Origin of the sequence: Microbacterium thalassium (assembly GCF_014208045.1) — a bacterium.
Classification (GTDB): domain Bacteria; phylum Actinomycetota; class Actinomycetes; order Actinomycetales; family Microbacteriaceae; genus Microbacterium; species Microbacterium thalassium.
Genome location: NZ_JACHML010000001.1, coordinates 2,485,891 through 2,509,046, shown reverse-complemented (window position 1 = coordinate 2,509,046; position 23,156 = coordinate 2,485,891). Strand labels below are relative to the sequence as shown.

General features: G+C 71.0%; 20 protein-coding genes and 2 tRNA genes. 12 read left to right on the top strand and 10 right to left on the bottom strand.

Annotation, left to right across the window (positions count from 1 at the left end; translation table 11 throughout):
- Position 1: 1 nt before the first annotated feature.
- The 7 genes from HD594_RS11535 (at position 2) to HD594_RS11505 (ending at position 7,587) form a co-directional block, all read left to right on the top strand.
- The gene (locus HD594_RS11535; protein ID WP_271171204.1) at positions 2-637 is read left to right on the top strand and encodes a hypothetical protein; all 636 of its coding nucleotides are present in this window, start codon (positions 2-4) and stop codon (positions 635-637) included.
- Positions 638-769: 132 nt separating this feature from the next.
- Entirely contained in the window at positions 770-2,089 is a 1,320-nt protein-coding gene (locus HD594_RS11530) for an HNH endonuclease signature motif containing protein (protein WP_246414019.1), read from the top strand.
- Between the two features lie 145 nt (positions 2,090-2,234).
- Positions 2,235-3,401 carry a tRNA dihydrouridine synthase DusB gene (gene dusB / locus HD594_RS11525; protein ID WP_184751093.1) on the top strand — a complete coding sequence of 389 codons (1,167 nt, stop codon included), beginning with the start codon at positions 2,235-2,237 and terminating at the stop codon, positions 3,399-3,401.
- Complete coding sequence (locus tag HD594_RS11520) at positions 3,391-4,740, top strand: deoxyguanosinetriphosphate triphosphohydrolase (RefSeq protein WP_184751092.1); 1,350 nt, start codon at positions 3,391-3,393, stop codon at positions 4,738-4,740. The genes dusB and HD594_RS11520 overlap by 11 nt, the downstream gene beginning before the upstream one ends.
- The gene (gene dnaG / locus HD594_RS11515) at positions 4,740-6,596 is read left to right on the top strand and encodes a DNA primase (protein WP_184751091.1); all 1,857 of its coding nucleotides are present in this window, start codon (positions 4,740-4,742) and stop codon (positions 6,594-6,596) included. The genes HD594_RS11520 and dnaG overlap by 1 nt, the downstream gene beginning before the upstream one ends.
- A gap of 52 nt (positions 6,597-6,648) precedes the next feature.
- Positions 6,649-7,437, top strand: coding sequence for an ATP-binding cassette domain-containing protein (locus HD594_RS11510; protein WP_184751090.1), 789 nt, complete (start codon positions 6,649-6,651; stop codon positions 7,435-7,437).
- Between the two features lie 74 nt (positions 7,438-7,511).
- Positions 7,512-7,587, top strand: a tRNA-Asn gene (locus HD594_RS11505).
- Between the two features lie 53 nt (positions 7,588-7,640).
- Here HD594_RS11505 and def read toward each other — a convergent pair.
- Complete coding sequence (gene def, locus HD594_RS11500; protein WP_184751089.1) at positions 7,641-8,207, bottom strand: peptide deformylase; 567 nt, start codon at positions 8,205-8,207, stop codon at positions 7,641-7,643.
- Between the two features lie 43 nt (positions 8,208-8,250).
- Here def and HD594_RS11495 point away from each other — a divergent pair, with 43 nt between their 5' ends.
- Positions 8,251-9,342, top strand: a complete 1,092-nt coding sequence (locus HD594_RS11495; protein ID WP_184751088.1) for a DMT family transporter — start codon at positions 8,251-8,253, stop codon at positions 9,340-9,342.
- A gap of 64 nt (positions 9,343-9,406) precedes the next feature.
- Here HD594_RS11495 and HD594_RS11490 read toward each other — a convergent pair whose 3' ends face one another.
- On the bottom strand, positions 9,407-9,700 hold the full coding sequence (locus HD594_RS11490) for a hypothetical protein (protein WP_184751087.1): 294 nt from the start codon (positions 9,698-9,700) through the stop codon (positions 9,407-9,409).
- Positions 9,701-9,757: 57 nt separating this feature from the next.
- Here HD594_RS11490 and HD594_RS11485 point away from each other — a divergent pair.
- Positions 9,758-9,831: transfer RNA gene (locus tag HD594_RS11485), tRNA-Ile, on the top strand.
- 84 nt (positions 9,832-9,915) lie between these two features.
- A complete protein-coding gene (locus tag HD594_RS11480) occupies positions 9,916-10,275 on the top strand; it encodes a nuclear transport factor 2 family protein (protein ID WP_184751086.1) in 360 nt (119 codons plus the stop codon).
- Between the two features lie 7 nt (positions 10,276-10,282).
- Here HD594_RS11480 and dinB read toward each other — a convergent pair whose 3' ends face one another.
- Together dinB and HD594_RS11470 are read right to left on the bottom strand one after the other, a co-directional pair.
- The gene (dinB, locus tag HD594_RS11475; RefSeq protein ID WP_184751085.1) at positions 10,283-11,479 is read right to left on the bottom strand and encodes a DNA polymerase IV; all 1,197 of its coding nucleotides are present in this window, start codon (positions 11,477-11,479) and stop codon (positions 10,283-10,285) included.
- 103 nt (positions 11,480-11,582) lie between these two features.
- Entirely contained in the window at positions 11,583-13,595 is a 2,013-nt protein-coding gene (locus tag HD594_RS11470) for a DUF262 domain-containing protein (protein WP_184751084.1), read from the bottom strand.
- Between the two features lie 199 nt (positions 13,596-13,794).
- Here HD594_RS11470 and HD594_RS11465 point away from each other — a divergent pair, with 199 nt between their 5' ends.
- The gene (locus HD594_RS11465) at positions 13,795-14,568 is read left to right on the top strand and encodes a hypothetical protein (protein WP_184751083.1); all 774 of its coding nucleotides are present in this window, start codon (positions 13,795-13,797) and stop codon (positions 14,566-14,568) included.
- Positions 14,569-14,767: 199 nt separating this feature from the next.
- Positions 14,768-15,271, top strand: coding sequence for a DUF3145 domain-containing protein (locus HD594_RS11460; protein ID WP_184751082.1), 504 nt, complete (start codon positions 14,768-14,770; stop codon positions 15,269-15,271).
- Positions 15,272-15,417: 146 nt separating this feature from the next.
- Here the strand turns inward: HD594_RS11460 and HD594_RS11455 are convergent, their stop codons facing one another.
- The 6 genes from HD594_RS11455 to aceE form a co-directional block, all read right to left on the bottom strand.
- Entirely contained in the window at positions 15,418-16,656 is a 1,239-nt protein-coding gene (locus tag HD594_RS11455) for a beta-ketoacyl-[acyl-carrier-protein] synthase family protein (protein ID WP_184751081.1), read from the bottom strand.
- 71 nt (positions 16,657-16,727) lie between these two features.
- Positions 16,728-16,976: an acyl carrier protein gene (locus HD594_RS11450; protein ID WP_184751080.1), complete on the bottom strand. Its 249-nt coding sequence runs from the start codon at positions 16,974-16,976 to the stop codon at positions 16,728-16,730.
- Positions 16,977-17,050: 74 nt separating this feature from the next.
- On the bottom strand, positions 17,051-18,052 hold the full coding sequence (locus HD594_RS11445; protein ID WP_184751079.1) for a beta-ketoacyl-ACP synthase III: 1,002 nt from the start codon (positions 18,050-18,052) through the stop codon (positions 17,051-17,053).
- Positions 18,053-18,063: 11 nt separating this feature from the next.
- Positions 18,064-18,978 carry an ACP S-malonyltransferase gene (locus HD594_RS11440; RefSeq protein ID WP_184751078.1) on the bottom strand — a complete coding sequence of 305 codons (915 nt, stop codon included), beginning with the start codon at positions 18,976-18,978 and terminating at the stop codon, positions 18,064-18,066.
- Between the two features lie 85 nt (positions 18,979-19,063).
- Positions 19,064-20,284: a PucR family transcriptional regulator gene (locus HD594_RS11435; RefSeq protein ID WP_246414017.1), complete on the bottom strand. Its 1,221-nt coding sequence runs from the start codon at positions 20,282-20,284 to the stop codon at positions 19,064-19,066.
- A gap of 8 nt (positions 20,285-20,292) precedes the next feature.
- Positions 20,293-23,022: a pyruvate dehydrogenase (acetyl-transferring), homodimeric type gene (gene aceE / locus HD594_RS11430; RefSeq protein WP_184751077.1), complete on the bottom strand. Its 2,730-nt coding sequence runs from the start codon at positions 23,020-23,022 to the stop codon at positions 20,293-20,295.
- Positions 23,023-23,156 lie beyond the last annotated feature (134 nt).

Sequence of the window (23,156 nt, the reverse complement as noted above, 5' to 3'; positions counted from 1 at the left end):
CGTGTCCCGCCGCAGGCGGCTGCGGCGCGAGTCGTGGGGATTCGCCCTGGGGTCGGCGTGCTTCATCGTCGGTGCGGTGCCCTGGTACGCCTCGGCCGTCGGGCCGGTGTGGGATGCGGCGACCTTCGTCGCCGGATCCGTGCTGTTCACGCTCGCCGCGCTGATCCAGCTGCTGCTGAGCGGGCGCAGGCCGCCCTGGCGTCCGGGCTCGCGCGCCGACGCTCTGGACTGGTGGTCGGCCGCCGTTCAGCTGGTCGGCACGGTGCTGTTCAACGTCAGCACCGTCGTCGTGCTCGCCGCGGCGGTGCGCGATCCGACGAACGCGGCGGCGGGCTGGTACCCGAACGCGTGGGGATCCATCGCGTTCCTTCTCTCGAGCACGCTGGCGCTGCTGGCGGCGGCCCGGCGCTGGGAGCTGTCGGACCCGGCGGCCCGCACGATGCACGGCGCATGGCTGAACATGGCCGGCTCGCTCGCCTTCGGCATCGCCGCGGTCGGGGCGTTCGTCCTGCCCGCCACGGGCGGGCTCGTCAACGTGCGGTGGATGAACCTCGGGACGGGTCTCGGCGCGCTGTGCTTCCTGGTCGCCGCGATGGTGTCCTTCCGCTCCGACGATGCCCGCCGGGCGGCGACCTGAGCGGATCGTGCGGGGGAGGAACGAGGGGGAGACCGAGGCGTCCAGAGCTCCGGCTCCGGCGATCGACGGTGTCTTCGTCTGTCGGCATCGTCGGCGCAGTCCGATGTCGGAGGTGCGTTCTAGAGTCAGAGCATGGACGAGGACGCGAATTTCGACGAAGCGCTCTCCAGCGGCGACGTCGGCTGGCACGTCGATGACGGCCGCTTCCCGGACACCGAGCCGTACATTCCCGACGACGTGAGCCTCGTCGTCGAGACGGCGAACATGGTGTCGGTGTTCGCCGCCGAGCGGTACCAGCGCATCGACGGGCTCCGCGTTCGCGCCCTCGCGGATGCCGCGCGCTACGGCGACGCGATCGCTCCGGTGATCGAGCGCTCGGTTCGGCTCGAACTCTCGGCGGCGCTGCGCGTCGGCGAGACCGTCGCCGGCGGCATGATGGCCGTTGCGGAAGCTCTCGTCCACCGCTACCCGACGGTGCTCGACGCGCTCGGGCACGCGCAGATCACGGATGATCACGCGCGGGCGCTGGTGGCGGGCGTCGAGGTGCTCGAGCCCGCCCTGGCGGAGAAGATCGTGCCGCCGGCGCTCGCGATCGCCGAGGAGACCACGGTCGCGGCGTTCCGGCGGGCGTTGACCACGCTGATCGAGACCGAGCGCGCCCAGACGCTCGCGGAGCGGCACGCGGAGGCTCTCACGAGCCGGCGTACCGCGGTGGAGAACGTCGGAGACGGGATGGCATGGTTCCACGCGTACCTGCCCGCGGTCGAGGCGCACGCGATCTACGGCCGCATCACGACGATCGCGAAGACCATCACCAGGCAGCCGGGCGAGGACCGCACGCTCGACCAGGTGCGCGCGGATGTGTTCGCCGACCTGCTGATCGACGGCGACACCGGTTGCCTGCCGCCCACCGCGCGCGGGATCCGGCCGACGGTCGTGGTGACGGTGCCGGCGCTGTCGGTGCTGTCCGGTGAGGGCGCCGAGGGTGGTGACCCGGCGGTCGTCGAGGGTGTGGGCCCGATTCCGCTGGAGCGGGCGCGGGAGCTGTGCGGGCAGGCGCGGGACTGGATCCGCGTCCTCACCCACCCCGAGACCGGCATGGTGCTCTCGGTGGGCCGAGACCGGTACGACCCGCCGAAGATGATCCGGGATCTCGTGACGTGGCGCGCCGATCGCTGCATGGGGCCCGGATGCGGGATGCCGGCGTCACGGTGCGAGATCGACCACACCCTCGCGTGGGTGGACGGGGGATCGACGTCGCTCGCCAACCTCGCGCCGCTGTGCAAGGGGCATCACACCATCAAGCACCACGGCGGGTGGCGGATCCGACAAGTCCCCGGCAGCGGGGGAGCGATCGAATGGACCTCCCCCTCGGGCAGACAGTACGTGGTGAAACCCGAACGACGCGTCCCAGCGTTCCGACCTGCGGATGCCGGTGACGCACCCTTCTGACCTCGCCTGAACCGGCCGGTGCCGACGCGAGGGCGCGGACGAGCCCCCGTGCCCCCGGCGGGTCACTTCGGTGTGCCGTTTCCGACACGGTGGACGTGTCCACACATCGGGCTCCCGTCCAGCCGGGTTCTGGGACAATGGAGCGATGTCCACCGCCCTCGCCCCCGCCCGCACCCTGCGCATCGGCCCCATCGAGCTCGATGCGCCGGTCGTGCTCGCGCCGATGGCGGGCATCACGAACACCGCGTTCCGCCGGCTGTGCCGCGAGTACGGTGCCGGACTCTACGTCAGCGAGATGATCACGTCCCGCGCGCTGGTCGAGCGCAACGCGACCACGATGCGCCTGATCACGCACCACGAGTCCGAGACGCCCCGCTCGATCCAGCTGTACGGCGTGGACCCGGCGACGGTCGAGTCGGCGGTCCGCGTCCTCGTCGAGGAGGATCGCGCCGACCACATCGACCTGAACTTCGGCTGCCCCGTGCCCAAGGTCACCCGCAAGGGCGGCGGCGCGGCGCTTCCGTGGAAGCTCGAGCTCTTCCGCGACATCGTCACGCGCGCAGCCCGCGCGGCCGGGGACATCCCGCTCACGGTCAAGATGCGCAAGGGCATCGACGGCGATCACCTCACGTACCTCGACGCCGGCCGCATCGCCGAGGACGCCGGTGTCGCCGCGGTCGCCCTGCACGCGCGCACCGCCGCCGAGTTCTACTCCGGCCAGGCCGACTGGTCGGCGATCGCGACCCTGAAGGAAGCCGTCACGAGCATCCCGGTGCTCGGCAACGGCGACATCTGGTCGGCCGACGACGCCGAGCGGATGATGGCCGAGACCGGCTGCGACGGGGTCGTGGTCGGACGGGGATGCCTCGGCCGGCCGTGGCTGTTCGGCGACCTCGCCCGCACGCTCGGGACGCCCGCAGCGGCGGTCGGCGAGCCGGTCGACGCCACGCTCGGCTTCGTGGCCCGCGCGTTCCGACGCCATGCCGAGCTGCTCGTTGAGTTCTTCGAGGACGAGGGCCGCGGGTGCCGCGACATCCGCAAGCACGTCGCGTGGTACTTCAAGGGCTACCCGGTGGGAGGCGACACGCGCGCCCGCCTGGCGACCGCGTCGAGCCTCGCGGAGATCGACGAGATCCTGGCCACCCTCGATCTGGACGCGCCCTACCCGGGGGCCGCCGCCGAGGGTCAGCGAGGACGTGCCGGCACCCCGAAGCGTCCCGCCCTGCCGCACGGCTGGCTGGACTCACGGGACCTCGGCGAAGAGGCATCCACAGCCATGTGCGAGGCGGAGCTCGACCACAGTGGCGGCTGACAGCCGCGCGTCGGGAGCTGCCTGGCGTCCCGACGGATACGAAGACCGGGACGCCGCGCGCTTCGCGGACGAGCTGCACCGTTCGCAGCGGGACGACTTCGCCCGCGACCGCGCGCGCGTGCTGCATTCGGCGGCCCTGCGGCGCCTGGCAGCGAAGACGCAGGTCCTCAGCCCGGCATCCCCGGCGGACTTCGCGCGCAACCGGCTGACGCACTCGCTCGAAGTCGCCCAGGTCGGTCGCGAGCTCGCCACCGCACTCAACCTCGCCGCCGACGTGGTCGACACCGCGTGCCTCAGCCACGATCTGGGCCACCCGCCGTTCGGGCACAACGGCGAGCGCGCGCTCAACGACTGGGCCGAGGACATCGGCGGCTTCGAGGGGAACGCGCAGACGCTGCGCATCGTCTCGCGGCTCGAACCCAAGGTCATCGATGCGGACGGCACGAGCCACGGCCTCAACCTCACGCGGGCCAGCCTCGACGCGACCTGCAAGTACCCGTGGACGAGCGAGCATCCGCTGCCCGATCCCGGCGGCCGGCTGAAGTACGGGGTGTACCCCGAGGACGAAGCCGTCTTCCGCTGGATGCGCGACGGCGCGCCGGGTCGCGTGCGCTGCATCGAGGCCGAGGTCATGGACCTGTCCGACGACATCGCCTACTCGGTGCACGACTTCGAGGACGCCGTGATGAACGGCTACCTCGATCCTGCGCGGCTCGCCGACCCGGCCGAGCACGATGCCCTGCTGGACGCGATCCAGTCGTGGGTGGGCTTCGACTTCGCGCGCGACGAACTCGCCGACTCGCTGTACCGGCTGATGCGGATGCCGGTGTGGATCCGCGAGTTCGACGGCACGCGCCCGGCTCTGGCCGGGCTGAAGAACCTCACGAGCGACCTGATCGGACGCTTCGCGCGGGCGGCGACCCACGCCACGCGCGATGCGTACGAGGGCCCGTCCCTCACGCGCTACCGAGCGCACGTCGTGGTCCCGCGGGTCATCGAGGCGGAGATGGCGGTGCTCAAGGGGATCATCGGCGCGGTCGTCGTATCGATCGACGGGCGCAAGGAGCTCTACAAGGAGCAGCGTCGCGTGCTCAAGCGGCTCGCGACCGCACTGTGGGAACAGCCGGCGGAGCTCGACGCGATCCACACCGCGGACTTCCGCAGCGCGGAGTCGGACGCGGCGCGCCGGCGCGTCATCGTCGACCAGGTGGCGAGCCTGACCGACCAGCTGGCGATCTCGTGGCACGGTCGTCTCGTGGGCGACGTGGATGCGGCATCCCTCGGGATCTGGGCGCCCGGGGCCCGGCCGGGACCGCGCGTGCGCGCCGAGGCCGGCTGATGCCGGGACGGATCCGGCAGGCCGACGTCGAGGAGGTCAAGGCGCGCACCAACATCGCCGACATCATCGGCGAGCGGGTCGCCCTCAAACCCGCCGGCGTCGGGTCGATGAAGGGCCTGTGCCCTTTCCACGACGAGCGCAGCCCCAGCTTCAACGTGCGGCCCCAGGCGGGCTTCTACCACTGCTTCGGCTGCGGCGAGTCCGGTGACGTGTACTCGTTCCTGCGGGCGATGGACCACGTGACCTTCACCGAGGCGGTCGAACGCCTCGCCGGACGCATCGGCTACCAGCTGACCTACGAGGACGGGGGAGCGGCGCCCGAGGGCGGTGCCGGTCGCACGCGCCTGTACGCGGTCAATTCGGCGGCGGCGGAGTTCTTCCGCGGGCAGCTGTCGTCGCCCGAGGCCGAGACTGCGCGACGCTTCCTCGGCGACCGCGGCTTCGACGCCGGAGCCGCCGCCCATTTCGGGGTCGGCTACGCGCCCAAAGGGTGGTCGGCGCTGCACACGGCCCTGCGCGGGCAGGGGTTCTCCGATGAGGAGCTGACGGCCGCGGGCGTCGTCTCGCAGGGACAGCGCGGCGTCTACGACCGGTTCCGCGGGCGCGTGATCTGGCCGATCCGCGACGTGACCGGGCAGGTGATCGGCTTCGGCGCGCGCCGTCTGTACGACGACGACAAGGGTCCGAAGTACCTCAACACGCCCGAGACGGCCGTGTACCGGAAGGCCCAGGTCCTGTACGGTCTCGATCTGGCGAAGCGCACCATCTCGCGCGAGCATCGCGTCGTCGTCGTCGAGGGCTACACCGACGTGATGGCCTGCCACCTGGCCGGGGTCACCACGGCGATCGCGACGTGCGGCACCGCGTTCGGAGCCGACCACATCACCGTGCTGCGCCGGGTCATGGGCGACGACTCGGCGGCCGGGGAAGTGGTGTTCACGTTCGATCCGGACGCCGCCGGCCAGAAGGCCGCCCTGCGAGCCTTCGCCGATGCCAAGCGGTTCAACGCGCAGACGTACGTCGCGACCGGACCCGAGGGTCTGGACCCCTGCGACCTGCGGCTCGCCCGCGGCGACGCGGCCGTGCGGAGCATGGTCGAAGAGAAGATGCCGATGGTCGAGTTCGTCATCGATCAGCGCATCGGCGGATTCGATCTGGCGAGCGTCGAGGGACGCGTCGGCGCCCTCCGGCAGGCCGCGCCGGTCGTCGCCGAGCTGCGCGACCCCCTGCTTCAGCCCGAGTACATCCGCGTCCTCGCGCGTCGCCTGGGCATGGACACCGAGGATGTGCGCCGCGAGGTCGAGCGAGCGGGGCGCGCCGAGAACCGGCGTCCGGCACCCGCCCCGCGCCCGTCCGGGGACGAGCCCGAACCCGAACCGGTCGCACGCGTGACGCTGGCCGGGCTGCCCCGCTCGGCGGAGGTCGCGCTCGAGCGCGACGCGCTGATGGGGTTCCTCCAGTTCGGTCACCGGCTCGACCGGGAGCTGCTCGTCCGAGCGGTCGCCCAGCCGTTCCGGCACCCCGCCCTCGAGGCCGTGCGGCGCGCCGTCGCGGAAGCCGGCGACCTCGACCGCGCGGGCTGGGCGAGCGAGGCCGTCGGCACCGTGCGCGAGCCCTTCCGGGGGCTCGGCGCCGAACTGCTCGCCGCGGATTTCCCTGCGCTCACCGACAACGAGGCCGTGGCCTCGACCGCCGACCTCGCGCGGCGCCTGCTGCTGCGGGCGCTCGACACCGAGAAGGCCGAGCTCCTGGGCGCCGTCCAGCGTGTGTCGCCCGAGTCGGAGCAGGGTCGCGCCATCCGGGTCCGGCTCCGCCAGCTCGATCAGGAGCGGCAGCAGATCATCGCCGACCGCTGACCGGTCGCCGCGGCGGGTGGCGATCCGGCCGTGGTCACGGCAGGATGAGCACATGCCCCGACGACATGATGCCGATGTGGCGATCCGAGCAGTCGACCTCTCGATCGCGCGCGCCGCGCGCGGTGGTCCGGACCTGCGCGTCGTCGACGGTGTCTCGTTCGTCCTGCCGCACGCGCGTGCGCTCGCGGTGCTGGGCCCCACGGGCTCGGGCAAGTCGACGCTCGCAGCCGTGCTGGCGGGAGCCGCCGGTGACGGCGTCGCCGTGGTCGGGGGAGACGCCGAGGTCGTCGGCGTCTCGGTGCGGCGCCCCGGTCGCTCCCATCGCTACCTGACGTATGCGACCGGCTACCTGCCGCAGTCGGCGGGGGCGAACCTTCCGTCGCGCCTGACGGTCTCCGAGGTGATCTCCGAGCCCATCACGAGCCGGGACTCGCGGGTGAACCAGAAGGCGCTCGCGATCCGCGTCGCGGCGCTCCTCGACGAGCTGATGCTTCCCCTGGGCAGCGCCGGCAAGTACCCCTACGAACTGAGCGCCGGCATGCGTCAGCGCGTCGCCATCGCCCGCGCGCTGGTGCTCCAGCCGCGTCTGCTGGTGGCCGATGAGCCGTTCGCGAACCTCGACATCGAGGTGCGCCAGGCGGCCCGCGATGCGATCCTTCGCCGCCGGGAGGACATCGGGATGTCGGCGCTGGTGGTGACGAACGACACCGCGGCGGTGCGCGAACTCGACGCGGACGTGCTCGTCCTGCGCGGCGGTCGTCCGGTCGCGTACGGCCACAGCACCGACGACCTGCTCTGGACGCCGAGCGGCGACGCGGACCCCCGGCTCATCGCATCCTGATCCGCACCCGCGGTACAGAGCACCCTCAGAGCTTTGCTAAGATAGTCGAGTTGCCTCCGCGGAGGCGGCAGTTTTCCTCCATAGCTCAATTGGCAGAGCAATCGGCTGTTAACCGGTAGGTTCTTGGTTCGAGTCCAAGTGGGGGAGCCACAGAAAGCCCCGAGCGAGAGCGCGGGGCTTTCGCCGTTTCGTCCGCCGGCCGCCTACGCGTCGAGGTCGTCGACCCCCGGCATCCACGAGGCGCCGGGACGGCCCCAGCCCTGCTTGCGCGCGATCTTCTGCGCGGTCTTCCAGTCGCCGTCCGAGATGCGGTCGACGTAGAGCACGCCGTCGAGATGGTCGAACTCGTGCTGCATGATCCGGGCCCGCCAGCCGTCGACCTCGATGCGGACCGGGTCGCCCTCGAGGTCCGTGCCCGTGACCAGGACGGCCTCCGAGCGGCGCAGCGGGAACCTCTCGCCGGGGAACGACAGGCAGCCCTCCGACTCCTCGTCCGGGTCCGGCGCGCCCGGCACGAGCGGCCGCATCCACAGCTCCGGATTGATCACCACTCCGCGCCAGGGCGCGCCGTCGTCGTCCTGATAGGTGTAGACGAAGATGCGCAGACCGACACCGACCTGCGGTGCGGCCAGGCCCACGCCGGGGGCCGCGTCCATGGTCTCGTACATGTCGGCGACCAGTGTTCGGATCTCGTCCGTGATCTCGTCGACGGGGGCGGCCGGCGCGTGGAGCACGGGGTCGCCCATGATGCGAATCGGGAGAACTGCCACGCGCCGAGCCTATCCGAGCGTCCCGGGCGGATAAGGTCTATTCGTGGTCTGGTCTGCGGGCGAACTCGAAGAGGTCGGCGACACTCTCGTCGGCGCTTTCCAGAACCCCGGCATCCTCATCGGCATCCCGCTGGCGCTCATGGGGGCCGTCTTCATGTCGTTCGGTGCGCAGTATCAGCACCGCGGCGTCGTCAAGGTCGAGGCCATGTCGGGCGCCGCGGCGTCGCAGGGCCTGACGCTCGCCCAGCTGGGTCGACTGCTCTCACGCCCGTCCTGGGTCCTGGGCACCTCCATGCTGGGCCTCGCGATCGTGTGCCAGCTGGCGGCGCTGACGTTCGCACCCCTGATCGTCGTGCAGCCGCTGGGTGCGGTGTCGCTGGTCATCACGACGCTGCTGAACGCGCGCATCAGCGGTCACCGGCCCACGCGTCGGTCGATGATCGCGATCGGGGCGTGCGTGGGCGGCATCTTCGTCTTCGTGACGATCGCGGCGCTGTTCGCCACCGAGAAGCCGATCACCGACCGTCAGCTGATCACGGTCCTGCTCCTGCTGGCAGCGGTGACGATCGTGTTCGCCGTGCTGTGGGTGTGGCTGCGGGCGCGCATGGGCGCGTTGTTCTACATCATGGCGGCCGGCGTCATCTACGGATTCGTCGCGACGCTCGCGAAGGTCGTCATCAACCGCATCCAGTCCGAGAACTTCGAGTGGCTCACGCTGACGTGTCTCGCCGCGCTCATCGCGGGAACCGTCATCGGCGCGTACTTCGTGCAGACGGCATACTCGTCGGGCCCGCCCGACCTCGTCATCGCGGGGCTGACCGTCATCGACCCGATGGTCGCGATCTTCATCGGGCTCCTGGTCCTCGACGAGGCGGCGGGCGCTCCGCTGTGGGCGTACATCAGCTTCGGCGTCGTGGGCGCCATCGCCGTGTGGGGTGTGTTCCAGCTCGCGCGCCACCATCCCCAGATCATCAGCGACAGTCAGGAACTGCCCCTCACACGCGGCAGTTCGGGCGACGGCGAGATCGCCCACCCGACGACCGGCTCGATCAAGATCACCGAGGCCGTCCAGAAGGTGTGGCCGGAGCCGCCGGTGCACGACCCCGAGGACGACGAGAAGGACTCGACGGCCTGATCCGGCCCGGGTCTGAGCTGGCGACGGTCTGATCCGGCGACGGTCTGGTCCGGCGCGGGCCCGATCAGGTGTCGTCGCGGAGGACGATCGTCAGCCGGCCGTCTTCCACGCGCCCATCGCCGTCCGGCGTGGGGGCCGGGGCCGGCAGCTCGAGCCGGCTCTCCCAGTCGGCGCGGGCCTGCTCGGCCGTCGGCTGCCACACCGCGTCGAAGCCGGCCCCGACGCCCGCGAGCGAGCCGCCGGCGGAGCCTTCCAGTTGGCGCCGGCGCTGGTCGCGCTTCATCCGCGGCGCCAGGGCCACGAGCGTGACGACCACGGATGCCGCGAGCACGGCGATCATCCACGCGGCGGCGTCCATGCTTCCATCGTGCCATGGCGGGGTCGGGCGCGCCCTGCCGGTAGGCTCGTGGGGGAAGGGGCGGTGGCCAAGCTGGTGAAGGCAGCGGGCTCATAACCCGACGATCGTGGGTTCAAGTCCCACCCGCCCTACCGTGTGCAGCGACCCGGTGATGTCTCTCGATCGACGTCGAGACGAGTCCACCTCTCGGGCGCACGCCCCGATAGCATCGCGGCATGGGCGGGTCTGCGGATGTCGCGATCGTGCTGTCGTTCGTGCGCGCGTTCCACGAGCAGGATCGCGCGCAAGCCGAAGCCCTGATGGCCGACGACTTCGTCTTCACGAGCCCGCAGGACGACCACATCGACAAGGCGACGTGGCTTCAGCGGTGCTTTCCGTCGGCGGATCACTTCGACGGCCCCTCCGAGACACTCCAGATCACCGCCGTCGGCGACATCGTGCTGCATCGGTACGAATATCGGGTCGGCGGAGTGAGATGGCGGAACGCCGAGGCGATCCGGGTCGCGGACGGCCGGGTGCGCGAGGTGGAGGTGTACTTCGGGGGCGCCGTCGATCCCCGGGCAGGCGAAGGCTGAACCCCCGTCATTCGTGCTCGGGAAGCAGCGGCGTCGACCACCCGGGGTCGCGACCGAGCTGCGCGGCGCGTGCGACCGACGCGGCGCCGAAGCGATCGCGCACGGCGTCCAGCACCGTGTCGAGCCGCTCTCCGTCGCTCCAGTCGATCGGCAGCTCGGGTGGGAGGGTCTCCGCGCGCACCAGGTGCGACAGCGAGACGCCGATCAGGGTGATGCCGCGGCGCGCGATCTCGGGCTGTGCCGCGTCGAGCAGTCCGTGAGCGACGGCGAGCAGCACGGCCGTGCGATCCGACGCCGAGCGCAGCGTGCGCGAGCGCGTGGCCTTCGTGTAGTCGCCGAAGCGCAGGCGCAGCACGACGGTGCGGCAGCCGCGCCCGCCGTCGCGCAACCGCCGGGCGAGACGATCGACGATCTGCGTGAGGATGACGACCAGCTCCTCTGGCGAGCGCGGACGATTGCCGAGAGCGCGCTGAGAGCCGATGGATCCGCGGCGCCGGGTCGAGTCCACGGGGCGCGGATCCCGGAGCCGGGCCAGCGCGTGCAGGTGCGCGCCGGCCGCCCTGCCGAGGAGCTCCTCGGCCGCCGATGACTCGAGGTCGGCCAGCTGCCCGACGGTGCGGATGCCGAGCCGGTGCAGCTTCTCGGCGGTGACGGCTCCCACTCCCCACAGCCGCTCCACGGGCAGGGGGAGCAGGAACGACTCCTCCTGCTCAGGCTCGACGATCAGGAGTCCGTCGGGCTTGCTGACGGCGCTGGCGACCTTCGCGAGGAACTTCGTGCGCGCGACGCCGACGGAGATCGCCAGCCCGACCTCCGTCCGCACGCGCTCCCGAAGGCGCACCGCGACCTGCTCGGGCGTCCCGGCGATGCGTCTCAGCCCCCCGACCTCGAGGAAGGCCTCGTCGATCGAGATCCCCTCGACCTCGGGGGTCGTGTCGCGGAAGATCGCGAAGACGGCCCTGCTCGCCGCGGAATACGCCTCCATCCGCGGCGGGACGACGACGGCATCCGGGCACACGTCGCGCGCCTGCCGTCCGCCCATCGCCGTGCGCACACCCCGGGCCTTCGCCTCGTAGCTCGCCGCCAGCACCACACCGCCGCCGACGATGACCGGCCGGCCGCGCAGCTCGGGCGCGTCCCGCTGCTCGACCGACGCGTAGAAGGCGTCGAGATCCGCGTGCAGCACAGTCGCCTGGCCTCGCATCCGCCCTCCCGTGACGCATCTGTCGGGAGGATCGTCGCACGGGCCGGGGACATGACCGGCTCCGGATCGGCGGAGCGGGGGGATGCGCTCGGGCGGACGCCTCCTACATCGCCTCGCCGATGTAGGAGTACTTCACGAACACCTCGGACTCGATGCCCGCCTCCTGAAGCACCCCCTGCACGGCGGCGAGCATGTAGCTGTAGTCCCAGCCCATGTAGAGGTGGTTGTCGTCGTCGAGGCGGTCCCACTGGCCGTTCCACGACGGCGCGGTGTAGACGGGGCCGCCGCGGCGCGCGCTGTACGACACGACCGACGCGCGGGAGTCCGCCCACAGGCGCTTGAAGATGCGGTTGAAGAGGTACTTGACGTCGGGCACCTCCCAGTGCTCGCCGCGGTACTCCACGTACGACCACTCGCGCTGCCATCCCCGCGGCCAGCCGCGACGGCGCACGGCGTCGAGGATCGGGGTGAGGCCGTCGTCGTCGATCACCCGCCCGCCGGTGCGCGGCCACACCTGCACGAAGCGCTTCGTCAGCTCCGCCGAACGGGCGGCGATCCGGGCGGTGCTCCAGTCGGGCAGCCCGGCGAGATCGCGTGTGAGGGGGAGCCCGCTGCGGCCGTACAGGGGCGTCTTGTCGGGGAACGAGCGGTCGAACGCCTGAGCGGCGAGCTCCTCTTCGAGCAGCGTCAGGTTTCCGAGGGTCTTCGCGACGGCGCGGAAGCTGTTCTGCTCGTCCTCGGTCAGTTCGCCCCATTCGCGGGCGCCGTCCGCGGTCCACGCGTCGGACGGCGCGGCCGGCACGATGTGGTCGACGTCCAGCTGCGCGCCCGGCTCGGCGCCGGCCAGCCGCCCGAGGACGTACTCGGGGTGGACGAGCTCCGTGTACTTCAGCGCGACGCGCACGCGATCGTCCGAGGGCGTCACGCGCGAGATGGCGGTCACGAGCGCCTCGTGGCCGTCGTCGTAGGCGCGACACAGCCGGGCGACGAGACGGTCGTTGTTCACAGCGACGGCGGCTCGCCGAAGGAGCATCGACTGCAGCATCTCGAGCAGCTCGATGAGGCGGTCCCGGCTCATGAGGCCGAGCTCGTGATCGCGATAGGCCCGCATCACGAGCGGGTAGATCGTCGAGCCGAACGTGTTCAGGTACGCGAGGTGCCGGCCCACCTCGTCGTCGAGCGCGGTCGCCGGCTCGAGGAGGATCCGGTACACGGCCGCGAAGGCGCGCCAGTCCGAGGCATGGCCGCGCAGGTCGTCGATCTCGAGAAGCGGGAACTCCTGACGGAAGACGTCGTAGACGCCGCGCCCGCCGGTCACCGACACCTCGCGGCCGGTGTGCATCACGAGGTACTGACGCCAGAACGCCGCGATCGACTCTCCGGTGCTCCGCTCGATGGGCAGCCAGTAGTCGTCCTCGATCTCCCGCTGCTGCGCATGCGAGAGCCCCATCAGCACGTAATTGTGGATCAGCTCGTGATCGCGCAGCGGCTCACCCGTGGAGTTCAGGCTCTCGAAGATCTGCTGCGCGTTGGCGCCGGCGCCGAGGGTGATCGCCACGTGCTCGAGCTTCTGCAGACCGCGCCAGATGCGCGGGGCCTCGGCGGCGCTGATCTGGCTGCGGAAGAACGCGTAGTTGTCGTCGAACCGGGATGCGCGCGATGCGTCGGGGGCCGGCAGGTCGAGCACGACCCTCTCGAACACGTCGGCCCACGCCCGGTGCGGGCGCAGCTTCGTGCGGCCGGCGCTCGACGGGCGCTCGAGCACCCGCTCCAGCTCCGCCGCCAGTTCCGGGTCGCTGGCGCGCACCGTGTGGCTGAGCGCCGCGACCAGCAGCATGAGCGTCGTCATGCGCTGCTGGCCGTCGATGAGGACCAGCTCGTCGCCGTCGGCGCCCGGGGAGACCGCCGAGAGCACCGAGCCGATGAAGTGCATGCGGCGGTCGTCGAGTTCGGCGACCGCACGGATGTCGCCCAGCAGCTGCTCGCATCCGCCGATGTCCCAGCGGTACTGGCGCTGGTAGACCGGCACGACGATCGTCCACTCGCCCGACGCCAGCCATCCGATCGTGTTGACGGCGGTCGCGTCGACGTTGGTGGCTGTCAGGGCTGTGACCATGGGGTGGATCGCCTTCCGGATGCTTCTCGCGCCGCAACCGGCTCGCCGGGCACGCCGCCGTCGAGTTTAGTCGAGCGCTGTGCGCACCCTGGGGAACCGCCGCGAACACCGGACTCTCAAGCGGCCGCCAGTAGGCTTGCCTGTTGCCGGGCCTGTAAAAACGCGCTGGCCCGCTGACCGAAAGGCATGATTCCTCACCATGGGTTACATCAAGTCCGCCGCCCTCGAAGAGACCGGCTTCGTCGTCCTCGACTCGTACGACAAGCCGATCGACCCGAAGGAGTGGCTCGACATCGAGTACGTCGACTGGAAGTCCTCCGGTGACACCCGCTTCGCCCCGCTGGCCTCGGCCAAGGGCGAGATCGAGTGCAACGGCTTCTGGAACCACACGCCCGCACGCACCGACAAGGACGGCGTGTGGATCGACGCCCAGACCGCCCTGGCGCCGACGCTGACGGCCCGCGCCCAGGAGCCCGGCGCCAACGTCGGCCGCTGCCGCATCATCGAGCTGCAGCCGAACTCGTACGCCGACTGCCTGTACAACCTGCACCAGGACGACAACAACCGCCTGAACCCCGACGGCACCGGCTGGGTCGTGCGCGGCTTCTTCAACCTCACCGACGACAAGGACAGCTACTTCGTCCTGCGTGAGAACCGCACCGACCCGAGCATCGAGTACCGCATCGCGCTGCCGGCCGGCGCGCAGCTGATCGTCGACACGCAGCGTCTGTGGCACGCCGTGCACCACTCCGGCGACGAGCCGCGCTACTGCCTCATCACCTCGTGGACGTCCGGCCCCGAGCTCGACGCCTACATCGAGAAGTACCACGGCACCACCGAGTACACGCAGTACCCCGTCGACCAGGAGACCATCGACGCCGGCCAGGCCGAGCAGGCCCGCCGCGACGCCGCCCGAGCCGCGTACTACGCCGCCAAGGGCAAGGCCGAGGTCCGCGCCATGAGCGAGGCCTGAGCCGCCGCATCCGCAGCGAGCCCCGCCCGCGGCCGCTCCGACAGGAGCCGGCCCGCGGGTGGGGCTCTGGCGTGTCGCGAATGACATGCTTGTGATTCGCGCAGGTCGTGGGCGATAATGGCCCCGACACAACAGAACATCGCCACGGCATCCGTGCCAGGTCGTAGGGGAAGACGTACCTGGACGAAACGGAGAGATCATGGCGGCATCACAGGCGCGTGGGGTGATCTTCATCCACTCCGCGCCACGCGCGTTGTGTCCCCACCTCGAATGGGCGGTGGGGCGGACGCTCGGGCGAGCGGTGAGTTTCGACTGGGCGGATCAGCCCGTGCTCAGCGGCACCCGGCGTTCGGAGTTCTACTGGGAGGGCCCCGTGGGAACGGGGGCCGCCCTCACCAGCGCGATCCGCGGGTGGGAGCACCTGCGGTTCGAAGTCACCGAGGATCCCACCCCTCGCAGTGACGGCGGCCGATGGCTGCACACCCCGGGGCTCGGCATCCACTATGCGCAGACGGATGGCGCCGGGAACGTGGTGATCGGCGAGGACCGCATCCGCTACGCCATGGAGGTCGCCGCGGGCGACGCGGTGGAACTGCGCCGCGAGCTCGACATCGCCCTCGGGTCGGCGTGGGATCAGGAACTCGAGCCGTTCCGGCACGCCGGCGACGACGTCCCCGTCGTGTGGCTGCACAAGGTCGGCTGAGCGCCGGCCTCCCGAAAGGCTCAGGCCGGCGCGGCGCAACTACCGAAGCTCGGAGGCAGACCTTCCCGGGAAGCGGAAACGCGAATCGCCGCCTGACACGATAGACGCCCCCGGAACTTCCTCCCGGGGGCGTCTGGACGTGTGCGTCAGACCGAGGCGAACGCCGCGACGGCGTTGTGGCCGCCGAAGCCGAACGAGTTGCTGATCGCCAGCTGGTCGCCGGAGCCCAGCGGCGTCGCCTCGCCGGACAGGCGGAAGGGGACCTCGGGGTCCTGCGTCGTGATGTTGATCGTCGGCGGTGCGACGCGCTCCTGCAGCGCCATCACCGTGAAGAAGGCTTCGAGTGCGCCGGTGCCGCCCAGCAGGTGACCCGTCGAGGCCTTGGTCGCCGACACCGGGATCTCGTCGATGCGGTCGCCGAAGACGGCCTTCAGGGCCTGGTACTCGTTGGGATCGCCGACGGGGGTCGACGTCGCGTGTGCGTTGATGTGCGTGACGTCGTCGGGCGACGCACCCGCCGACGCCAGCGCGAGCTGCACCGCACGGGCCGCGCCGCGGCCCTCGGGGTCGTTCGCGGTAATGTGGTACGAGTCCGCCGTCACACCGCCGCCGACCACGGCCGCGTAGATCTTCGCGCCGCGGGCGCGAGCGTGCTCCTCGGTCTCGAGGATGAACACCGCGGCGCCCTCGCCCATGACGAAGCCGTCGCGGTCGATGCTGCCGGGGCGCGATGCCGTCTCGGGGTCGTCGTTGCGACGCGACAGCGCCTGCATCGACGAGAACGATGCGATCGTGACCGGGTGGATCGCCGACTCGGTGCCGCCGGCGATCACGACGTCGGCGAGACCCGCGCGGAGGTGCTCGACGGCGTTGACGATCGACTCGGTGCTCGACGCGCACGCGCTGGCGACGGTGCGGGCGAACGCCCGCGCGCCGAAGTGCAGCGAGAGGTTGCCCGCGGCGGCGTTCGGCATGAGCATGGGCACGGTCATCGGCAGAACGCGCCGCGGGCCCTTCTCACGCAGGGTGTCCCACGCGTCCAGCAGCGTCCACACACCGCCGATGCCGGTGGCGAAGTCGACGCCGAGCCGCTCGGGCTCGACCTCGGGGGCACCCGCATCCGCCCATGCCTCCATCGCCGCGACCATGGCGAACTGCGACGCCGGGTCGAGGCGCTTGGCGACGGGGCGCTCCAGCACGGTGTCGGGCCGCACCTTCGCCTCGGCGGCGAACGTGACCGGCAGCTGATACTGCTCGACCCAGTCGTACTCGAGCGTGTGCGCTCCGGACACGCCGTCCAGAAGGGCCGACCAGCTCTCGGGCGCGGTGCCGCCGATGGGCGACGATGCGCCCACGCCGGTCACGACGATGCGGGATGTGCTCATGCGATTCGAAGATCCTCGGGTGGGAAGGGAGCGGATGTCCGGTGGGGGCGTGGAGCCCCCACCGGTGCGGACTACGCCTGGTTCGACGTGATGTAGCTGACGGCGTCGCCGACCGTCTTGAGGTTCTTGACCTCGTCGTCGGGGATCGTCACGCCGAACTTCTCCTCGGCGTTGACGACGATGGTCATCATCGAGATCGAGTCGATGTCGAGGTCGTCGGTGAACGACTTCTCCATCGCGACCTCGTCAGCGGCGATGCCCGTCTCGTCGGTGATCAGCTCAGCGAGTCCGGCGAGGACCTCGTCGGTGGTGAATGCCATTGTTCTCCTGCTTTCTTCGGGGTTCGCGGTCCCGGGAAGGGCCGGGACTCAGTCTAGGGTCGGGTCGGTTCGGGCTACGGGAGGACGACGACCTGGGCGCCGAAGACCAGACCGGCGCCGAAGCCGATCTGCAGCGCCAGGCCGCCGCTGAGCTCGGGGTGCTCCTCGAGCAGTCGGTGCGTGGCCAGCGGGATGGACGCGGCCGAGGTGTTGCCGGTGGTCTCGATGTCGCGGCCGACGACGACGGTGTCGGGAAGGCCCAGCTGCTTGGCGAACTCGTCGATGATGCGCATGTTCGCCTGGTGGGGGACGAACGCGGCGAGATCGGATGCTTCGACTCCGGCCTCCTCGAGCGCGCGACGTGCGACCTTCACCATCTCCCACACGGCCCAGCGGAAGACCGTCGGCCCCTCCTGACGCAGGGTCGGCCACGGCGACTCGCCGTCGCGGAACTCGGTGAGGGTGTGGTTCATGCCCACGGCATCCGCCTTCGAGCCGTCGGAGCCCCACACCGTCGGACCGATGCCCGGGGTGTCGCTCGGACCGATCACGACGGCGCCCGCCCCGTCGCCGAGCAGGAAGGAGATGCTGCGGTCGGTGGGATCGACGATGTCGCTGAGCTTCTCGGTGCCGATGACGACGGCGTAGTGCGCGGAGCCGGCGCGGATGAGCGCGTCGGCCTGCGCGACGCCGTAGGCGAAGCCTGCGCACGCGGCGTTGAGGTCGTAGGCGGCGGCGGGGTTCGCGCCGACGCGGTCGGCGACGATGGCCGAGACAGACGGAGTCTGCTTGGGGTTGCTGATGGTCGCGACGATGACGGCGTCGATCTGGTCGGGCGCGATGCCCGAGCGCTCGATCGCCTCGCGGGCGGCGTCGGTGGCGAGGTCGATGGCGTCGGTCTCGGGAACGGCGCGCATGCGTGTGACGATGCCGGTGCGCTGGCGGATCCACTCGTCGCTGGAGTCGATCGGGCCGACGAGGTCGTCGTTGGGGACGGCGACCTCGCCGCGGGCGGCGCCGTAGGCGTAGATGCGCGTGTGCGCGGGGCCGGTGGACTGGGCGAGCGTGGCGGTCATGGGTGCTCCGGTCAGGCGTCGGCCGGGCGCACGAGGGCGTCGGCGGCCGCGAGATGTTCAGGTGTCTTCACGGCGACGGCGGGTGTGCCGCGCAGAGCGCGCTTGGCGAGGCCGGTGAGGGTGCCCGCGGGCGCGAACTCGACGAGGCCGTCTGCGCCGGCGTCGGCGAACGCCGCCATGCACAGGTCCCAGCGCACCGGCGAGGCGACCTGCGCGACGAGCGCGTCCACGAAGGAGCGGCCGTCGGTCACGGACGAGCCGTCGCGATTGGTCCAGATCGTCACGCTCGGGTCGGTCGCGGCAGCGTCGGCGGCGGCCGCGCGGAGGGTCTCGACGGCGGGAGCCATGTACGACGTGTGGAAGGCTCCGGCGACCTGGAGCGGGATCACGCGCGTGGCGGCGGGCGGCTCCGCAGCGAGCGCGCCGAGGGCGTCGAGGGCGCCGGCGGCGACGATCTGCCCGGCGCCGTTGTAGTTGGCCGGGGTGAGCCCGAGGTCGCTCAGGCGCGTGACGACGGCGTCCTGGTCTCCGCCGATGACGGCGCTCATGCCCGTCTGCTCGGCGGCGGCCGCCTCGGCCATGGCGCGGCCGCGGATGCCGACGAGGCGCAGCGCGTCCTCCTCCGAGAGGATGCCGGCGGCCGCTGCCGCGGCGAACTCGCCGACCGAGTGGCCGGCGACGCCGGCGATGTCGTCCTTGGTGCTCAGCGCGTTCCACGACAGCAGGCTCGCTGCGACGATGAGGGGCTGGGCGACCTTGGTGTCGCGGATGGCGTCGGCGTCCCACTCGGTGCCCGCGGCGACCAGGTCCACCTCGGCCCACTCGGAGTACTGCGCAAGCCGGTCGGCTGCGCCGTCGAGCTCGAGCCAGGGAGCGAGGAAGCCGGGAGACTGAGACCCCTGTCCGGGGAAGACCGCGATGATCACGCCTCCCATCCTGCCAAGGATCGAGAGGGGCCCTCTGGCGATCCCGTCACAAGAATCGTGCGCGGCTTTGTGGTGACCGCACAGACTAGGTGTGGGCGCGTCGCGTCGAGGTCGGGCGTCGGCGCGTCGTGTCGGTGCCGATGGAGCCGAGGATGAGCGCCGTCTGCAGGATCAGCGCCTCGCGTGGGCCGGTGGCGTCCCAGCCGATCACCTCCGAGACCCGCTTGAGCCGGTATCGCACCGTGTTGGGGTGCACGAACAGCTCCCGCGCCGTGGCCTCGAGCGAGCGCCCGTTGTCGAGGTAGCTCCACAGGGTCGCGACCAGGTCGGCGCTGTGAGCCTGCAGCGGCCGGTAGATGCGGTCGACGAGCGTGTGCTTCGCGAGCGGGTCGCCGGCGAGCGCGCGCTCGGGCAGCAGGTCGTCCGCTTCGACGGGTCGCGGGGCGTTGCGCCACGACCGGGCGACGGCGAAGCCGGCGAGGGCCGCCCGAGCGCTCTGACCGGCATCGACCAGGGCAGGCACCGTGGGGCCGAGCACCAGGTGCCCGGAGCCGAAGCCGGGTTCGAGGCGCTTGGCGATATCGAGGAACGGCAGATCGCTCGCACCGTCCTCGGTCTTGACCGGGGTGTCGGAGCGTCCCACCACGAGCACGAGCCGCGACCCCTGCACGCCGATGAGCACGTCCGCGCCGAGCTTGCGGGCCGTCCGGCGGAGCTGGTCGACGTCGAACTGCGGGGGAGTGGTGCCCACCAGGACCGAGACTTCGCCGTGGCCGTGCCAGCCCAGCGCCGCGATCCGGCTCGGGAGCTCCTCGTCGGCTTCGCCGGTGAGGATGGAGTCCACCACGAGCGCCTCGAGGCGGGCGTCCCACAGGCCGCGCGCTTCGGCGGCACGCGCGTACACGTCCGCCGCCGCGAAGGCGACCTCGCGCGAGTACAGCAGGATCGCCTCGCGCAGGTGCGCGCCGCGCCCGCCGACCCGCTCCTCGGTGACCTCGACCGTGACGCGGATGAGCTGCAGGGTCTGCTGCAGGCTCACGCTGCGCAGCAGTTCACGGGGAGCGGCGGCGAAGATGTCGGCGGCGATCCACGGCGTCGACTCGGGATCGTCGTACCACTGGATGAACGAGGTGATGCCCGCCTGCGCGACCAGTCCGACGGCGGACCGGCGCGCAGGCGGCATCTCGGCGTACCAGGGGAGGGTGTCCTCGAGCCGCTTGATCGTCACCGTGGCGATGTCGCCCGAGATGCGTCGCAGCCAGGCGAGCGTCTCGGCCTTGTCCATCGCCGGCTGACCTGTGGGCATGCGGTGGATCAGCTCTCGCCGCCGGCGTTCCCGCTGGTGCCGGCGGTCACGTCGTGCAGGCGGTACTTCTCGATCGCCTGTGCCGACAGGGAGGCGTCGACCTTGCCCTCGGCGGCGAGCGCCTGGAGGGTGCGGACGACGACCGACGGCCCGTCGATCTTGAAGTACCGGCGAGCGGCCGCACGGGTGTCCGAGAAGCCGAACCCGTCGGCGCCGAGCGTGACGAACTGGTTCGGGACCCACGGGCGGATCTGGTCCTGCACCGCGTGCATGAAGTCGCTGACGGCGACGACCGGACCCTCGGCGCCCTGCAGCTTCGACGTGATGTACGCCGTGCGCGGCTCGGCATCCGGGTGGAGGAAGTTGTGCTCGTCGGCGTCCAGGCCGTCGCGGCGCAGCTCGGTCCACGACGTGACCGACCACACGTCGGCGTCCACGCCCCAGTCCTCGCGCAGCAGTTGCTGCGCCTCGAGCGCCCACGGCACGCCGACGCCGGAGGCGAGGATCTGAGCCTTGGGGCCCTCGCCGGTGCCGGAGGCGATGCGGTGGATGCCGCGGACGATGCCGTCGACGTCCACGCCCTCGGGCTCGGCGGGCTGGACGAGCGGCTCGTTGTACACCGTGATGTAGTACATGACGTTCGGGTCGGCGTGGTTGCCGCCGTACATCCGGTCGATGCCGGCGCGGACGATGTGAGCGATCTCGTAGCCGTAGGCGGGGTCGTACGACACCGTCGCCGGGTTCGTCGACGACAGCAGGTGGGAGTGTCCGTCGGCGTGCTGCAGGCCCTCGCCGGTCAGCGTGGTCCGGCCGGCGGTCGCGCCGATGATGAACCCGCGCGCCATCTGGTCGCCCGCCGCCCACTGGGCGTCGCCGGTGCGCTGGAACCCGAACATCGAGTAGAAGACGTAGACGGGGATCAGCGGCTCGCCGTGCGTCGCGTAGGACGTGCCGGTCGCCGTGAACGCCGCGACCGCGCCGGCCTCGTTGATGCCGACGTGCATGATCTGGCCCTGCGGGCTCTCCTTGTACGCCAAGAGGAGCTCGCGGTCGACCGAGGTGTAGTTCTGCCCGTGGGGGTTGTAGATCTTCGCCGTCGGGAAGTACGCGTCCATGCCGAACGTGCGTGCCTCGTCGGGGATGATCGGCACGATCCGGTGCCCGAAGTCGGGCGCGCGCAGCAGGTCCTTCAGCAGGCGCACGAACGCCATCGTGGTGGCGACCTCCTGCGTTCCGGAGCCCTTCTTCGGCAGGGCGTAGGCCTTGTCGTCGGGCAGCTGGAGACCCACGTGGTGCGAGCGGCGCTCCGGCAGGAATCCGCCCAGCGCACGGCGACGCTCGAGCATGTACTGGACCGTCTCGTCCTGCTCGCCGGGGTGGAAGTACGGCGGCTGGTACGGGTTCTCCTCGAGCTGCGCGTCCGTGATCGGGATGCGCATCGAGTCGCGGAAGTGCTTCAGGTCCTCGAGCGTCATCTTCTTCATCTGGTGGGTCGCGTTGCGTCCCTCGAAGTGGTGCCCGAGGCCGTAGCCCTTGATGGTCTTGGCGATGATGACCGTCGGCTGGCCCTTGTGCTCGACCGCGGTCTTGTAGGCGGCGTACACCTTCTGGTAGTCCAGCCCGCCTCGGCGCAGCTTGCCCCAGATGTCGTCGTCCGACCAGTCCTTGACCAGGGCGGCGGTGCGCTCGTCACGGTCGAAGAAGTGCTTGCGGATGAACGCGCCGTCCTCGGCGCGGTAGGTCTGGAAGTCGCCGTCGGGCGTCGTGTTCATCAGCCGCACGAGCGCGCCGTCGGTGTCGTGGCTGAGCAGCTCGTCCCAGCCGCGGCCCCACACGACCTTGATGACGTTCCAGCCGGCACCGCGGAAGAAGCTCTCGAGCTCCTGGATGATCTTGCCGTTGCCGCGCACCGGGCCGTCGAGGCGCTGCAGGTTCGCGTTGATGACGAAGGTCAGGTTGTCCAGGCCCTCGTTCGCGGCGACCTGGAGCTGGCCGCGGCTCTCGACCTCGTCCATCTCGCCGTCGCCGAGGAACGCCCAGACGTGCGAGTTCGACAGATCCTTGATGCCGCGGTTGGTCAGGTACTTGTTCGTCATCGCCTGGTAGATGGCGTTGATCGGACCGAGACCCATGGAGACGGTGGGGAACTGCCAGTACTCGGGCATGAGCCGCGGGTGCGGGTACGACGGCAGTCCGTTGGGCGCCGCGGACTTCTCCTGACGGAACCCGTCGAGCTGCTCCGCGCTGAGGCGCCCCTCGAGGAACGAGCGGGCGTAGATGCCGGGGGAGGCGTGGCCCTGGATGAACACCTGGTCGCCGCCGCCCGGGTCGTCCAGGCCCCGGAAGAAGTGGTTGAAGCCGACCTCGTACAGCGAGGCGGAGGAGGCGTACGTCGAGATGTGACCGCCGACGCCGATGCCCGGGCGCTGCGCGCGGTGCACCGTCAGAGCGGCGTTCCACCGGATCCAGCGGCGGTACCGGCGCTCGAGCTCCTCGTCACCGGGGAAGGCGGGCTCCTTGTCCGGCGTGATGGTGTTGATGTAGTCGGTGGTCGGCACCTGGGGGACGTTCAGCTGCAGGTCGTGCGAGGACTGCAGGAGGCTGAGCATGATCTCGCGCCCGCGCCCGCGGCCCTTGGCCTCGACGAGCTGGTGGAGAGACTCCTGCCACTCGGCGGTCTCCTCGGGGTCGCTGTCCTGCGGCCCCTGGGAGTACGGATCCTGATCGTTGACAGTCACAGAAGACCTTTCGTCGTCTGGCAGATCGTGCCAGGGAATCGCTGCCGGCGCGCGGTCCCTTTTGTCTCGGACGCACAACGCACCGCACTCAGCCTAGTCAGATCACGGACGGTGCGCGGCCACCGATCCCGGTC